The sequence below is a fragment of the Antrihabitans stalactiti genome (assembly GCF_012932915.1).
Classification (GTDB): Bacteria; Actinomycetota; Actinomycetes; order Mycobacteriales; family Mycobacteriaceae; genus Antrihabitans; species Antrihabitans stalactiti.
The window spans coordinates 414,202-429,313 of the sequence record NZ_VCQU01000002.1; the positions used below are offsets into that span (position 1 = coordinate 414,202).

The following is a 15,112-nucleotide window of genomic DNA, read 5'->3' on the forward strand; positions in this document are numbered from 1 at the left end:
CAGGGCGCCGCACCGACCCAGCAAACCGATCGAGGCCCGATCCGATTGCCGATTCTGCTGACGGTTGCGGCGGTTCTGCTGACGCTCGACCTGATTACAAAAGTCGCCGTCGTCGCACTGATCGAGCCGGGCAAACCGGTCCGGATCATCGGTGACGTCGTGACCTTGTCTTTGGTCCGCAATCCTGGCGCAGCGTTCTCGATCGCGACAGGGATGACGTGGTTGTTGGCGTTGGTCGCCCTCGGCGTTGCAATCGGTGTCGTGCGTTTCGGGCGCAAGCTGCGCTCGTTGTGGTGGGCCGTCGGGCTCGGGATGGTGCTCGGTGGCGCGGTCGGCAACCTGATCGACCGGTTCTTCCGAGCGCCCGGACCGTTGCAGGGCCACGTGATCGACTTCGTGTCGGTCGGGTGGTGGCCGGTGTTCAACGTGGCGGACTCGTGCATCGTGTGCGGTGCCGCGTTGCTCGTCGGTCTCACGCTGTTCGGCATCGAGCCGAACGGCACAAGGACGAAATCAGGCACCAACAACGCGACGGAGCGAACTGAGTGAGGGAATCTCGCGCTATGCCGGTGCCCGACGGGCTCGACGGGATGCGGGTGGACGCGGGATTGGCGCGACTGCTCGGCCTGTCGCGGACCGCGGTTGCTGCACTGGCCGAAGAGGGGGCCGTCGTCGTCGACGGAGCCCCGGCCGCGAAATCCGACCGTCTGGGAGCGGGCAGCTGGCTGGAAGTCGAGCTGCCTGCGCCGAAGCGGGAGTTGACGATCGACCCAGAACCGGTCGACGGCATGAAGATCTTGTACGCGGACGACGACATCGTGGCTGTCGACAAGCCGGTCGGAGTTGCGGCGCATACGGGGGTCGGCTGGACCGGTCCGACGGTCGTGGGTGGGCTCGCGGCGGCGGGATACCGCATTTCGACGTCCGGTGCGCACGAGCGGCAGGGGATCGTCCAGCGACTCGACGTCGGGACGTCCGGGGTGATGGTCGTCGCGCAGTCCGAACGTGCGTACACCGTGCTCAAGCGGGCGTTCAAGGAGCGCACGATCGACAAGCGGTATCACGCTCTAGTGCAAGGTCATCCGGACCCGAGTAGCGGCACGATCGACGCGCCGATCGGGCGTCATCACGGCAACGACTGGAAGTTCGCCGTCATGGCCGACGGCAAGCCGAGTGTGACGCATTACGACACGGTCGAGGCGTTCCAATCGGCGAGTCTGCTCGACATCCATTTGGAAACCGGTCGTACGCACCAGATTCGGGTGCATTTCGCCGCTATCCGCCACCCATGCTGCGGTGACATCACCTACGGCGCGGACCCGACAATCGCCAAAAGGCTTGGGTTGGAACGCCAATGGCTGCATGCTCGTTCGCTCGGGTTCGCACACCCCAGCGACGGCCGTTGGATCGAGATCACCAGTGATTACCCCGCGGACCTGGCGCATGCCCTCGAGGTCCTCAGGAGTGGATAAGCGGCAACAGTTCATCGCGTCCGGCGTGATCGCCGTGCTGGTGGTGATCGTGTTGTGTGCAGGGATTCTGGGGCCGCCGCGGGAGGCGGCCATCACCACGGACCGTCTCGGTCCCGAGCACGGCGAGACGGTGGCGAACTACCTCGACCGTGCACGGAATTCGTTGTCCGGTGCTGACGAGCCCCGATTTGCGCTGGTCTCGTTGACCACGGAAATCACGCCGGCGGCAGCGGTGGCACTAGCTGCCGGAATGCGGGTGGCCGGGGTGATCTTTCACGTGCCGATCCCGCGGGTGCAGACGTCGATCATCACTGTGAACACACCTGACGGCGCCGAAGCGATACTGCGGTCACCGGGGAATGCGATCGCACAACTGAGCCTGGTACGCGCGCCCAACGAACGCCAGCAACGGATCAATTCGGTCTCTGCTGCGCGGTTGTACGAGGGATGTGCCTGCATCGTGGGGCTCACGGTCCGGGCAAATCCTGCTGCCCTGACAGATCTTTCCCACCGCGACGGCGTGCGTGCGGTCGAAGCGCTACCGCCCGATGCCGTCGCGGGAAGGTTTGCAGTCGTACCACTGCTACCGGAATACACCGACCTCGTTGTCGCAGGCCCCGACGATGGCGACGTGCCGGTCAGCTGACCGCTTCCGCTGCTTTGCCGCGGGCGCGAGCACCGAGCCAGTCCGCCAGTTCGACCAACGCGATCCCGACGGCGCCGATCACGACGGCGGTTGTCGTCAAGCCGACGTTCGTCGGGTCGAGTTTGAAGAACGTGCGCGTGAACGGCAGACCGAAGAGAATCAGATACCCGACCACGGAACCGGCGATCAGCAGAATCTTCCACCAGGTGTATGGCCGGGCGACGATCGCGAGCACCCATACGGCAATCATGATCAGCGTGATCAATGCCGTCGTTCCGGCTTGGACGATCTGCTTCTCGGAAGCGTCCGGTCCGGCGTAGGCAATCAGGTACGCGGTGAACGTCGCCACGCCGATCACGACACCCGATGGGACGGCGAGCTTCATGACTCGCGGAACGAATCCGGTCCGTGCGCGTTCGTTGTTGGGCGCCAGCGACAGAATGAAGGCCGGGATACCGATCGTGAACCAAGCCGCGATCGTCACGTGGCGGGGGAGGAACGGGTACGGCAGCGGGTCGAAATCGAAGATCTGCGAACCCACACCCGACAGACCGACCAGGAATGCGAGCAGCACCGAGTAGACCGTCTTGGTGAGGAAGAGGTTCGATACTCGCTCGATGTTGCCGATCACTCGCCGACCTTCGCCGACGACGTACGGCAGCGTCGCAAATTTGTTGTCCAGCAGCACAATCTGCGCGACCGCGCGAGTCGCAGGACTGCCGGATCCCATCGAGACGCCGATGTCGGCATCCTTCAGCGCGAGGACGTCGTTGACGCCGTCGCCGGTCATCGCGACGGTGTGACCGCGAGATTGCAGCGCGCCCACCATCTCTCGCTTCTGGTCGGGACGCACTCGACCGAAAGTGGTTGACTCTTCGAGAGTTTGGGCGAGCTGGGTCTTGTCCGTCGGTAGCCGCCGCGCATCGATCGGGCTGTCGCCGCCGGGCAGGCCGAGCGAACCAGCGACCGCGCCGACGGAGACCGCGTTGTCGCCCGAAATCACTTTTACGGCAACATCTTGGCTAGCGAAGAAGTCCAACGTTTCGCGGGCGTCGGAGCGCACCTTTTGTTCGAGGACCACCAGCGCCTGCGGCGTGACAATGCCGGGCGCATCGTCGGAGTCGACCGCGCGGTCGCTGCTGCCGAGGAGGAGCACGCGTAGGCCGGCTGAGCCGAGTTCTTCGGCCTCCCTTGCGATGTCTGTGCTCGGGTCCAGCAGTACGTCGGGCGCGCCGAGAAGCCAGTTGCCGTGCTCGCCGTAGGAGAGTCCACTCCACTTCTTGGCCGACGAGAACGGCGCGACCGCGCTTTGCGTCCAACCCGGTGATTCGCTGAACGCTTCGCCGAGGGCCTGGACGCTCGCGTTCGGTCGAGGATCGTCGGCAGCCATCGCGGCCAGAACCTGCTGCAACTGAGCCTCTTCGGCGGCATCGGCACCGGCGCGACGCAGTTCGGAGAGGCGCATCCCGTTCTCGGTCAGCGTGCCGGTCTTGTCGGCGCAGACGACGTCGACGCGGGCCAGTCCTTCGATTGCGGGCAATTCCTGCACCAGACACTGACGTTGGCCGAGCCGAACGACGCCGACTGCGAAAGCAATCGACGTCATCAACACCAAGCCCTCGGGAACCATCGGAACCAACGCTGCGACCATGCCGTTGACCGCCGGCCGCCAGGCCTGATGGCTGGAGAACATCTGGTTGTAGATGATCAGCAACCCGGCCGGAATCATCAGGTAGGTAATGAATTTGAGGATCTTGTTGATGCCGGTCTGCAACTCGGAGTGCACGAGCGTGAACTTGCTCGCCTCCTCGGCCAGCTTGGCGGCATAGGCATCGGCGCCGACCTTCTTCGCGCGATACGCGCCGCTGCCTGCGACGACGTAGCTGCCGGAAAGGACCTCGGCGTCGAGACCTTTGGGCACAGAGTCGGCCTCGCCGGTGAGCAGCGATTCGTCGATCTCCAGGCTCGCCGTCTCGACGACTGTGCCGTCGACGACGATCTGATCGCCCGGACCGAGTTCGATGATGTCGTCGAGCACAACCTCTTTCGGCGCGACCGCCTCGGCCTTTCCGTCGCGACGGACGACAGGTTTGGCTTGGCTGACGATGGCCAGCCGGTCCAGGGTTCGTTTGGCCCTGATTTCTTGGATGATGCCGACCGAACTGTTGGCGATGATCAGCAGGCCGAACATGCCGTCGACGATCGAGCCGGTCACCACGACAAGAATGAACAGCACGCCGAGGATCGCGTTGATCCGGGTAAGGACGTTTGCTCGGACGATGTCTTTCACCGAGCGGCTGGCGCGGTCGGGAACGTCGTTGGTCAATCCGTCGGCCCGGCGCTGCGCGACTTCGGCAGCGGTAAGACCTCGGCGAACTGCAACGTGGGTGTCGATCGACATGTTCAGAGAGTAGGCGAGACTTGACCCTGTGAGTGCAGCGGTCTTCGTCGGTCTGACGACGCTCGACATCGCCTACCTGGTCGACAACTATCCCGCCGAGGACGCCAAGACGAAGGCCGTCGACCAGTACCTCGGTGCGGGTGGACCGGCGGCGAATGCCGCGGTGGCGTACGCGCATCTTTCGGCTGTTGGGCCCACTCTCGTCACGGCGTTGGGTGCGCACCAGCTGACCGAGTTGGTCAGGTCCGAGCTCGTTGCCTGCAACGTTGCGGTCGTCGATGCGAATCCGGCCAGCGCACAACAACTCCCGATCTCCTCGATCGTGGTGGCACGCCTCGCGTCGACCAGAACGATCATCTCGCTCGACGCCTCCAGAATGTCCGCGCCGTTCGACGACACGTTCGTCGATGTGCTCGACGATGCGCACGTTGTGCTCGTCGACGCCCACTACCCGGACCTCGCACTCGGGATGGCTGGCGAAGCGCAGCGGCGCGGCATTCCCGTCGTGCTCGACGCCGGCCGCTGGATGGCGGCGCACGACGCGATCCTGCCTCTCGTCGACGTCGCGATCTGTTCGTCAGCTTTCGCGCCGCCTGGAGTCGACGACGTCGTCGGCTACTTGCGCGACCGCGGTCCGGCGAAGGTGGCAATCACCGACGGCGCGAACGCCATTCGGTACTCGACGCCAGAAGGGGTCGGCGTGCTCGATGTCGACGCTGTGGAAGCGGTCGACACTCTCGGCGCGGGCGACGTCCTGCACGGGGCGTTCTGCCACTTCACTGCAGCAGGCCACGAATTCGTCGACGCGCTGGACCGCGCGGCACAGGTGGCGTCGCTATCGTGCCGGTATTTCGGTAGCCGTCGATGGATGACGCACCATAGTGTCGAGTCGTGAAGCTGACTGCTGCGCCACCGTCCGGTTTGGCGTACGGCTTCGGGGCGTACTTCATCTGGGGACTGTTTCCCGCTTTCTTCGGACTGCTCGCCTTCGCGGGTCCGGTCGAAATTCTGGCTCACCGAATCCTGTGGACCCTCGCCGTCATGCTCGTGGTGATGGCCATCGCAGGCCGATTGCGCGGGTTGCGGGGGATGGGACTACGGACCTGGCTGGTGGTCGCCGCGGCGTCGGCGGCGATTTCGACCAACTGGGGTGTCTACGTCTATGGCGTCACGTCCGGGCACGTCGTCGAATGTGCGCTCGGCTACTTCATCAATCCCTTGGTCAGCGTGCTGCTCGGTGTGGTGATCTTCCGCGAACGGCTGGTCCGCGCGCAGCTGGTGGCCATCGCATTGGCGGCAATTGCGGTCGTAATTTTGACGATCGACTACGGCCGTCCACCCTGGATCGCGCTGATCCTGGCTGCCTCGTTCGCGACCTACGGACTGATGAAGAAGATCGTCCCGCTCGACCCGCTGCGCAGTCTGACGTCCGAAGGTCTGGTCGCTGCGCCGTTCGCGATCGCCTACCTTGCTTGGCTCGCAGTGACCGGTCCGGCGACCTTCGACGATGGCAGAAGCCACACGGTGTTGCTGATCATCTCAGGACTCGTGACAACGGTGCCGCTGTTGTTGTTCGGCGCCGCCGCGCACCGATTACCGCTGGTCACGATGGGCATCCTGCAGTACCTGACGCCCGCGCTGCAGATGGCGTGGGGGCTGGTCGTCGGCCACGAGTATATGCCGCCTTCCCGCTGGATCGGATTCGTGTTGATCTGGATCGCCTTGGTGGTGTTCACCAGCGACGCCCTCCTTCGCGCCCGGCAGCGGAAATCGGTCGCTGCCGCTGCCGCCGCTGACGCCACTGCATGAATGGGCCCACCGCCTCACTCTGACTGAGGCAGTGGGCCATTCATGCACCTCGCGCTGGACCCACCTGTCACAGCTGTCTCGAGCCCGCGAGTCGGCTGGACCTGTCAGTGGGTCCGCATATGCTCGTACCCACTCCCGACCATAAGGACTTCGTCTTGGCTGACTCGTTCGTCCACCTGCACAACCACACCGAGTATTCGATGCTCGATGGTGCGGCCAAGATTTCGCCCCTGTTCAAGGAGGCGGAGCGGCTCGGGATGAATGCCGTGGGCATGACCGACCACGGCAATATGTACGGCGCGTCGGAGTTCTACAACTCGGCGAAGAAGCAGGGCATCAAGCCGATCATCGGCATCGAGGCCTACATCGCGCCTGGCTCACGCTTCGACACGAAGCGAATTCTCTGGGGCGATCGCAGCCAGAAGTCCGACGATGTCTCGGGTAGCGGTTCCTACACCCACATGACGATGGTGGCCGAGAACGCGAAGGGCTTGCGCAACCTCTTCAAGCTGTCGTCGCTGGCGTCGCTGGAAGGTCAGCTCGGCAAGTGGGCGCGTATGGACGAGGAGATCATCGCCCAGCATGCCGAAGGAATCATCGCGACGACGGGCTGCCCGTCGGGTGAGGTCCAGACGCGGCTGCGCCTCGGCCACGACCAGGAAGCGCTCGAAGCTGCGGCGAAGTGGCAGGAGATCTTCGGCAAGGAGAACTTCTTCCTCGAGCTGATGGACCATGGCCTGTCGATCGAGCGGCGCGTGCGTGAAGGGCTGCTCGAGATAGGCCGGACGCTCGACATTCGGCCGCTCGCGACGAACGACTGCCACTACGTCACCAAAGAAGCGGCAGAGAACCACGAGGCGTTGCTGTGTATTCAAACCGGCAAAACCTTGTCGGACCCCACGCGCTTCAAGTTCGACGGCGACGGCTACTACCTGAAGTCCGCGGCGGAGATGCGCGCCATCTGGGACGACCAGGTGCCCGGCGCGTGTGATTCGACGCTGCTGATTGCCGAGCGGGTTCAGCCGTACGACGAGGTCTGGGAACATCGCGACCGCATGCCGGTCTTCCCCGTGCCTGACGGCGAAGACCAGGATTCGTTCCTGCGCAAAGAGGTCGACCGTGGATTGCTCCGCCGATTCCCCGGCGGCGTGCCCGACGAGTACTACACCCGCGCCTACTTCGAGCTCGACGTCATCAAGCAGAAGGGCTTCCCGGCGTACTTCCTGGTTGTCGGCGACCTCGTCAAGCACGCGAAAGAGGTCGGGATCCGCGTCGGTCCGGGTCGTGGTTCGGCGGCTGGTTCGCTCGTCGCTTATGCGCTCGGCATCACCAACATCGACCCAATTCCGCACGGACTGCTGTTCGAGCGGTTCCTGAACCCGGAACGACCGTCCGCGCCGGATATCGATATCGACTTCGACGACCGTCGCCGCGGCGAGATGGTGCGCTATGCGACGGAAAAGTGGGGGTCCGACCGCGTCGCCCAGGTCATCACGTTCGGCACCATCAAGACCAAGGCCGCGATCAAGGACTCCGCGCGAGTTCAGTTCGGTCAACCAGGTTTTGCGATCGCAGACCAGATCACCAAGGCCTTGCCGCCGCCGATCATGGCCAAAGACATCTCGGTCGCGGGCATCACCGATCCGAAGCACGAGCGGTACAAGGAAGCTGCCGAAGTTCGGACGCTGATCGACAACAACCCCGATATCGCGAAGATCTACAAGACCGCACGCGGGCTCGAAGGTCTGATCCGCAACGCCGGCGTGCACGCGTGCGCGGTCATCATGTCGTCCGAACCGCTGGTCGACGCCATCCCGGTGTGGAAGCGCGCTCAGGACGGCGCGATCATCACCGGCTGGGATTACCCGTCGTGCGAGGCCATCGGCCTGTTGAAGATGGACTTCCTGGGGCTGCGCAACCTCACGGTCATCGGCGACGCGATCGAGAACATCAAGAACAACCGCAACATCGATCTCGACCTCGACACCCTGCCGTTGGAAGACCCGGCGACCTACGAATTGCTTTCTCGCGGAGACACTCTCGGTGTCTTTCAGCTCGACGGTGGGCCGATGCGCGACCTGCTGCGGCGCATGCAACCGACCGGCTTCAACGACATCGTCGCCGTCCTTGCGCTGTACCGCCCAGGTCCGATGGGCATGAACGCGCACAACGACTACGCCGACCGCAAGAACAACCGGCAGCCGATCACACCGATTCATCCCGAACTCGAAGAGCCGCTCAAGGAAATCCTCGCCGAGACTTACGGTCTGATCGTCTACCAAGAGCAGATCATGTTCATTGCGCAGAAGGTCGCCGGCTACTCGATGGGTAAGGCCGACGCGCTCCGCAAGGCAATGGGTAAGAAGAAGCTCGAGGTGCTGGAAGCCGAGTACAAGGGCTTCCACGCGGGCATGATGGCCAACGGATTCTCCGAGGCCGCGGTGAAGGCGTTGTGGGACACCATCCTTCCGTTCGCCGGGTACGCGTTCAACAAGTCGCACGCCGCCGGCTACGGACTTGTCTCGTTCTGGACCGCGTATCTCAAGGCGAATTACCCGGCCGAATACATGGCAGGTCTGCTTACGAGCGTCGGCGACGACAAAGACAAAGCCGCTGTGTACCTTGCCGATTGCCGCAGGCTCGGCATCACGGTGCTACCTCCGGATGTCAACGAGTCGTTGCTCAACTTCGCTTCGGTCGGCGGCGACATTCGCTTCGGCCTCGGCGCCGTGCGCAACGTCGGATCGAATGTGGTCGCCTCGATCATCGCGGCTCGCAAAGAGAAGACGAACTTCACCGATTTCTCCGACTACCTGAACAAGATCGACGCGGTGGCCTGCAGCAAGAAGGTCACGGAATCGCTGATCAAGGCAGGTGGTTTCGATTCGCTCGGCCACCCTCGTAAGGGCTTGTTGCTGATTCACAGCGACGCGATCGATGCCGTGATGAGCACCAAGAAGGCGGAGTCGATCGGTCAGTTCGACCTGTTCGGCGGCCTCGATGCCGACGAGTCGGTCACGTCTGTCTTCAACGTGAAAGTCCCCGACGAGGAGTGGGAGACCAAGCATCGGCTTGCGCTCGAACGGGAGATGTTGGGGCTCTACGTATCCGGTCACCCGCTGAACGGCGTCGAGCATGTGCTGGCGGCGCAGGCGGACACGCAGATTCCGGCGATCCTCGAAGGCGACGTCAAGGACGGCGCTCAGGTCGTCGTCGGCGGCATTCTCGCGTCGGTGAACCGCCGCATCAACAAGAACGGACTGACCTGGGCGTCGGCGCAGATCGAAGACCTGGTCGGCAGCATCGAGGTGCTGTTCTTCCCGCAGGCGTACTCGGTCTACGGGATGGATATCGCCGAAGACTCCGTGGTGCTGGTCAAGGCGCGGGTATCGGTTCGCGACGACCGGATTTCGTTGATCGCCAACGACCTCGCCGTGCCCGACCTTTCGGCCGTCGGTGTGGCGAAACCCGTCGCGGTCAGCATCCCGACCAGGTTGTGCACGGCCGACAAGGTCGGTGCGTTGAAGAAGGTTCTATCGAGCCACCCGGGCACGGCGGACGTTCACCTGCGACTTATCAGCAACAGCAAAACCACCACACTCAAGCTGGACGACAGCCTCCGCGTCACGCCGTCGTCGGCCTTGATGGGTGACTTGAAAGCGTTGCTAGGCCCGAGTTGCTTGGCGAACTGAGCCGACAAGCCAGACGCCAGCGGCAAGAGCGCTGGCACCGAGAACGGCGACCTGCATCGACCCGACGATCAGCATTGCGACCAGAAAGACTGCCAGGCCTGCGGCGATAGCCTCGAGTTTGTACACGGGCCACGCGGTACCCGCAATGTCGACCGTCATGTATTCAGGCTATACGCACCGAAGAGTTCGGTCTACCAAACATTCCGTAAGTCACTCAGGGGAATGCTCGCGCAAGGCGATGCGTTGGTCGAGATATGCCACTTACCGGAGAATATGTGCCGAGCCCGTACGCGCAAGCCGCCAGCCAGGCCGAGAATTTCGAGGCGTCCGGCGGTACCGAAGACAACACGATGCGCGGCGTGCCGATCATTCTGCTGACGACCAAGGGTGCCAAGACGGGCAACCTTCGCAAGACCCCGTTGATGCGCGTCGAGCACGATGGCGAATATGCGATCGTCGCGTCGATGGGTGGCGCGCCGCAGCATCCGGTCTGGTACCACAACGTCGTCGCGAATCCGCTGGTCGAACTCCAGGACGGTCCCGACAAGCGCGACTACATCGCACACGAGGCAAAGGGTGACGAGAAAGCCATCTGGTGGAAACGCTCCACCGCCGTGTGGCCGGACTACGACGCCTACCAAGCCAAGACCGACCGCGAAATCCCGATCTTCGTACTCACGCCTGCGTAGTCGAGATTGCGCTTCGCGGCGGATGTGGGGGCACCCGGAATTCGGAACGATTTGCCGTATGACAATCGAACTGAACCACACAATCGTCCGATCGCACGACGCCGCAGCGGCAGCCGAATTTCTGGCCGACATCCTCGGTCTTCCGGTCGGAAAGCGCTGGGGCCCTTTCCTTCCGATCGTCCTGGGCAACGGCGCAGTGCTCGAATTTCTCGAGGTCGGCGAGGAGACTGTGCAGTCGCAGCACTATGCGTTCCTCGTCGACAACGACGAGTTCGACAGGGGATTGGCGCGGATCGAAGAATCCGGCATCGACTTCTGGGCCGACCCGTTCGACAGCCGTCCTCGCGAGATCAACACGCTCTACGGTGGCCGAGGTGTGTACTTCGTCGATCCAAGCGGTCACAAGATGGAGTTGATGACCGTGGCTTACGGTGAGGTCCCACAATAGCGGGACCGATTGGGGATCGGGGCACGCGAAGTGGGAGCATGTTTCGTGTGTCCACCTCGAACGATGTCGCCAACCTGCACGATCCTCTCGCCGCGCTGACCGCGGACGAGATCGACGCCGCGGCGAAGCGAATTTCGGACGTCATCGCGGCCACACCGTTGCACTACTCCGAGCGACTGTCCGCGCTGACCGGTGCGCACGTCTATCTCAAGCGCGAGGACCTGCAAGTAGTCCGTTCCTACAAGTTGCGCGGCGCGTACAACCTGATCGTCCAAATCACCGACGCCGAGCGTCGGGCTGGGGTTGTCGCCGCGAGCGCAGGCAACCATGCGCAGGGCGTGGCGTTTGCCTGTCGCATCATGGGAATCGTTGGGCGCATCTACGTTCCGAGAAATACGCCCAAGCAGAAGCGTGACCGCATCAAGGTGCACGGTCAGGATTTCGTCGAACTCATCGCCGTCGGCAACACCTACGACGCCGCAGCCGCTGCCGCCGAGGAGGACGTCGCTCGCACCGGCGCGACGATGGTCCCACCGTTCGACGACGTACGGACCGCTGCGGGCCAGGGCACCATCGCTGCCGAAATCCTGACTCAGCTCGACGAAGCGCCCGATACGGTGATCGTTCCGGTCGGGGGTGGTGGCTGCATCGCAGGCATCGCGACCTACCTGCATGAACGTGCGCCGCAGGCCACCATCGTCGGCGTGGAACCGGCGGGTGCAGCGTCGATGACCGCGGCGCTTGTCGCAGGCGGACCGGTAACGCTGCCGGAGATCAATCCATTCGTCGACGGTGCGGCTGTTCGCCGGATCGGTGACATCCCTTATGCCGCGGTGTCGCGGCTCGGCGCACGCGCGGTCTCGCATGGATCGCTGCCGCTCGTCTACGCGACCGAGGACCGGCACAACTCCTTCGCGATGACGCATGTCGACGAGGGTGCGGTGTGCACGGCAATGCTGGACCTGTACCAGAACGAGGGCATCATAGCCGAGCCTGCGGGTGCCCTCTCCGTTGCTGCGCTGCCGCAGCTGGCGGTTGTGCCGGGGTCGACGATCGTGTGTCTGATTTCCGGTGGCAACAACGACGTTTCGCGATACGGCGAGGTGTTGGAGCGCTCTCTGGTCCACCTCGGGCTGAAGCATTACTTCCTGGTCGACTTTCCGCAGGAGCCCGGCGCATTGCGGCGGTTCCTCGACCAAGTGCTCGGACCCGAGGACGACATCACGTTGTTCGAGTACGTCAAACGCAACAACCGGGAAACCGGTGCGGCGTTGGTCGGCATCGAACTCGGTGCTGCGGAAGGGCTTTCGGGGCTCATGGACCGGATGCTCACGTCGAAGATCCACTTCGAGCGTCTCGAACCCGGTTCGCCTGCCTACCGTTACCTGACCTAGCTCCGGTCGAGTATGGCGAACGAGTGGCCCGGAATCGTGGTGGCAGCCTCGGTCTCGTCGGGGTCGGGCTTGTCCCACCAGAGGATGGGTGCGCCGCCGACGGGAACGACAACCGGATCTGGGCCGAGGTTGCAGGCGAGCCGCAGATCCCCGCGCTGAATGACGATCCACCGCTCGTCGTCGTCGTAGTCGACGGTGAGTGCCTCGAGCCAGGGGTCGCTGAGCTCGGGGCGCTCGCGCCGCAGTGCGATGAGGGCGCGGTAGCACTCGAGCAATCGCGAATGAGGTTCGTCTGCCAGCTCGGTCCACGCGAGCTTCGAACGAGTGAAGGTCTCGGGGTCTTGGGGATCCGGGATGTCGTCGGTGGCCCAACCATGGGCCTCGAACTCGGCTTTGCGTCCCAACGCGGTCGCCTGACCCAGTTCGGGTTCAGGATGGCTGGTGAAGAACTGGAACGGCGTACTTGCGCCCCATTCTTCGCCCATGAAGAGCATCGGGGTATATGGCGAGGTGAGGACGAGCGCTGCCTTGATCGCCAGTTGCCCTGCGTCCAAATATGATCCGGGACGGTCGCCGATGGCGCGATTGCCGATCTGATCATGCGTGCACGTGAAGGCCAGCAATGAACTTGCCGGGATGCGTCGGATGTCGATGGGGCGGCCGTGAGCGCGGCCGCGGAAGCTCGAATACGTCCCTGCATGGAAGAACCCGTGTTTGAGCGTGTGAGCGAGGCACGACAACGAGCCGAAATCGCCGTAGTAACCCTGCCTTTCACCGGAGACCGCCGCGTGGACGGCGTGGTGGACGTCGTCGTTCCACTGCGCGTTGAGGCCGTAGCCACCTGCCGATCGAGGGGAGATCAGTTTCGGATCGTTGAGGTCGCTCTCCGCGATAAGGCTGAGTGGGCGACGCAGATGGGTGGCGAGCCGGTGCGTTTCGACGCTCAACTGCTCGAGCAGGTGGATTGCCGTGTGATCGGTCAACGCGTGGACGGCATCCAATCGCAGTGCGTCGATGTGGAATTCGCGAAACCAGCGCAATGCGTTGTCGACGATGAAGCGCCGGACGTCGTACGACTGCGGCCCCGCGATGTTGATCAGCGCCCCCCACGTGTTGGCGCCGTCGGCGAGGTACGGACCGAACTTGGGCAGATAGTTCCCCGATGGTCCGAGGTGGTTGTAGACGACATCGAGGACGACGGCGAGCCCACGTCGGTGGCAGGCGTCGACCAGGCGCTGCAATCCGTCCGGGCCGCCGTACGCCTCATGGACGGCGTACCAGAGCACGCCGTCGTAGCCCCAGTTGTGCTCACCGTTGAACGCGTTGACCGGCATGATTTCCACGAACGTCACGCCGAGTTCGACGAGATGGTCGAGCCGTTCGATCGCGGCGTCGAATGTGCCTGCCGGCGTGAAGGTTCCGATGTGCAGCTCGTAGATGACGGCGCCGGGGAGCTGCCTGCCTGTCCAATCCCCGTCGGTCCACGTCGATTCGTCGAGGGTGTGCAGCTGCGACGGCTCGTGAACACCGTCGGGCTGCCTGGGGGAGCGAGGATCGGGCAAGACGCGATCTTCGTCGTCGAGCAGGAAGCCGTACCGCGAATCAGGCTCTGCGGGAACCGCTGCGCGCCACCAACCTTCGCCTTCGCGTTGCATAGGGTGGCGTTGCCCGTCCACCCACAGCTGGACCTCGTTGGGGATGGGCGCCCAAACCTCGAACTGATGCGTGGTGCTCATCCAACCAAGCATGCCTTATCGGCGAGATCACTCGGCCAGGTAGGCGCCGAGTCCGTCGAGCAGCAGTCCGGTGCCGTGTTCGCGCTCGGCGGGGTCGTCCTGACCGTCGAAGAACGCCCCAAGTTCGGTCAAGGTGAGTCGCGTTCCGGCGGCGTCGGCCGAGATTTCGATCGTCGCCACCGAAACCGAGATGCGAGTGTCGTCCAACGACATTTCGTAGGTGTAGACGATTCGCTCGTTGGGAACGATATCGACGTAGGTCGCCTCGAACGAATGCACCGGACCGCCGACGGGGCCGCCCACATCGGTCTCGTGGCCACCTTCACGGAAGTCCATCGTTTTGGCCGATGTCCACTCCGGCGGTCCGGCGAACCATTTCGCCTTCTTGACCGGGTCGGCGAAAGCGTTGTAAACCCGCTCGGGCGCAACGGGATACCTACGTTCGATCGTGAAGTTCGCGTGCGTGATGGTCACGGACCATTGCTCCTAGTCGTCGGATTCTTCGGTGAGAAACTGGCCGAGGCGATCCAGCCGACGCTCCCAGCCCAGTCGTCGATCGTTTATCCATTCTTCGGCGGTCCGCAGCGCCTGCGGCTCGATCTGGCAGGTCCGGACGCGTCCGACCTTCTCGGAACGCACCAGTCCGCTGCTCTCGAGCACGGCCAGGTGCTGCACGACGGCGGGCAGCGACATGTCGAGCGGCTTTGCGAGCTCGCTCACCGACGCCGGACCGCGGCACAACCGGTCGACCATGCTTCGCCGGCTCGGATCCGCCAGCGCATGGAACATGAGGTCCAGCTGCGCCTGTGCGCTTTTGTTAAGCAC

14 protein-coding genes are annotated in these 15,112 nt (G+C 63.7%); 9 read left to right on the forward strand and 5 right to left on the reverse strand.

Annotated features, from left to right (window positions below; all coding sequences use genetic code 11):
- Positions 1-39: 39 nt before the first annotated feature.
- Genes lspA through FGL95_RS07735 form a run of 3 tightly spaced genes read left to right on the forward strand, consistent with a single transcriptional unit; the run spans position 40 to position 2,118 of the window.
- Positions 40-549, forward strand: coding sequence for a signal peptidase II (lspA, locus tag FGL95_RS07725; protein ID WP_338079781.1), 510 nt, complete (start codon positions 40-42; stop codon positions 547-549).
- Positions 546-1,472, forward strand: a complete 927-nt coding sequence (locus tag FGL95_RS07730; RefSeq protein WP_169585624.1) for an RluA family pseudouridine synthase — start codon at positions 546-548, stop codon at positions 1,470-1,472. Before lspA ends, FGL95_RS07730 begins: the two co-directional genes overlap by 4 nt.
- A complete protein-coding gene (locus FGL95_RS07735) occupies positions 1,465-2,118 on the forward strand; it encodes a hypothetical protein (protein WP_338079751.1) in 654 nt (217 codons plus the stop codon). The genes FGL95_RS07730 and FGL95_RS07735 overlap by 8 nt, the downstream gene beginning before the upstream one ends.
- Here FGL95_RS07735 and FGL95_RS07740 read toward each other — a convergent pair.
- Positions 2,111-4,519 (reverse strand): cation-translocating P-type ATPase, encoded by a 2,409-nt coding sequence (locus FGL95_RS07740; RefSeq protein ID WP_169585626.1) that lies wholly within the window; start codon positions 4,517-4,519, stop codon positions 2,111-2,113. The genes FGL95_RS07735 and FGL95_RS07740 overlap by 8 nt on opposite strands.
- 28 nt (positions 4,520-4,547) lie before the next feature.
- On the opposite strand from FGL95_RS07740, the gene FGL95_RS07745 reads away from it, so the two are divergent.
- From FGL95_RS07745 to dnaE, 3 genes are all read left to right on the forward strand, one after another.
- Positions 4,548-5,414, forward strand: a complete 867-nt coding sequence (locus FGL95_RS07745) for a PfkB family carbohydrate kinase (protein WP_169585627.1) — start codon at positions 4,548-4,550, stop codon at positions 5,412-5,414.
- Positions 5,411-6,328, forward strand: a complete 918-nt coding sequence (gene rarD, locus FGL95_RS07750; RefSeq protein WP_169585628.1) for an EamA family transporter RarD — start codon at positions 5,411-5,413, stop codon at positions 6,326-6,328. Before FGL95_RS07745 ends, rarD begins: the two co-directional genes overlap by 4 nt.
- Before the next feature lie 155 nt (positions 6,329-6,483).
- Positions 6,484-10,020, forward strand: coding sequence for a DNA polymerase III subunit alpha (dnaE, locus tag FGL95_RS07755; protein ID WP_169585629.1), 3,537 nt, complete (start codon positions 6,484-6,486; stop codon positions 10,018-10,020).
- Here dnaE and FGL95_RS07760 read toward each other — a convergent pair.
- On the reverse strand, positions 9,994-10,179 hold the full coding sequence (locus FGL95_RS07760) for a hypothetical protein (RefSeq protein WP_169585630.1): 186 nt from the start codon (positions 10,177-10,179) through the stop codon (positions 9,994-9,996). The two genes, dnaE and FGL95_RS07760, sit on opposite strands and share 27 nt — an antisense overlap.
- Positions 10,180-10,274: 95 nt before the next feature.
- On the opposite strand from FGL95_RS07760, the gene FGL95_RS07765 reads away from it, so the two are divergent.
- The 3 genes from FGL95_RS07765 to ilvA are packed head-to-tail and all read left to right on the forward strand — an operon-like array spanning position 10,275 to position 12,551.
- Complete coding sequence (locus tag FGL95_RS07765; RefSeq protein ID WP_169585631.1) at positions 10,275-10,709, forward strand: nitroreductase family deazaflavin-dependent oxidoreductase; 435 nt, start codon at positions 10,275-10,277, stop codon at positions 10,707-10,709.
- A gap of 58 nt (positions 10,710-10,767) precedes the next feature.
- Complete coding sequence (locus tag FGL95_RS07770; protein ID WP_169585632.1) at positions 10,768-11,157, forward strand: VOC family protein; 390 nt, start codon at positions 10,768-10,770, stop codon at positions 11,155-11,157.
- A gap of 47 nt (positions 11,158-11,204) precedes the next feature.
- A complete protein-coding gene (ilvA, locus tag FGL95_RS07775) occupies positions 11,205-12,551 on the forward strand; it encodes a threonine ammonia-lyase IlvA (RefSeq protein WP_420838027.1) in 1,347 nt (448 codons plus the stop codon).
- Here ilvA and treZ read toward each other — a convergent pair.
- From treZ to FGL95_RS07790, 3 genes are read right to left on the reverse strand one after another with little or no spacing between them, the layout of a single operon-like run.
- Entirely contained in the window at positions 12,548-14,287 is a 1,740-nt protein-coding gene (gene treZ / locus FGL95_RS07780) for a malto-oligosyltrehalose trehalohydrolase (RefSeq protein ID WP_169585634.1), read from the reverse strand. The two genes, ilvA and treZ, sit on opposite strands and share 4 nt — an antisense overlap.
- Before the next feature lie 27 nt (positions 14,288-14,314).
- On the reverse strand, positions 14,315-14,761 hold the full coding sequence (locus FGL95_RS07785; RefSeq protein ID WP_169585635.1) for an SRPBCC domain-containing protein: 447 nt from the start codon (positions 14,759-14,761) through the stop codon (positions 14,315-14,317).
- A 12-nt stretch (positions 14,762-14,773) separates the two neighbouring features.
- Complete coding sequence (locus FGL95_RS07790) at positions 14,774-15,076, reverse strand: ArsR/SmtB family transcription factor (protein WP_169585910.1); 303 nt, start codon at positions 15,074-15,076, stop codon at positions 14,774-14,776.
- Positions 15,077-15,112 lie beyond the last annotated feature (36 nt).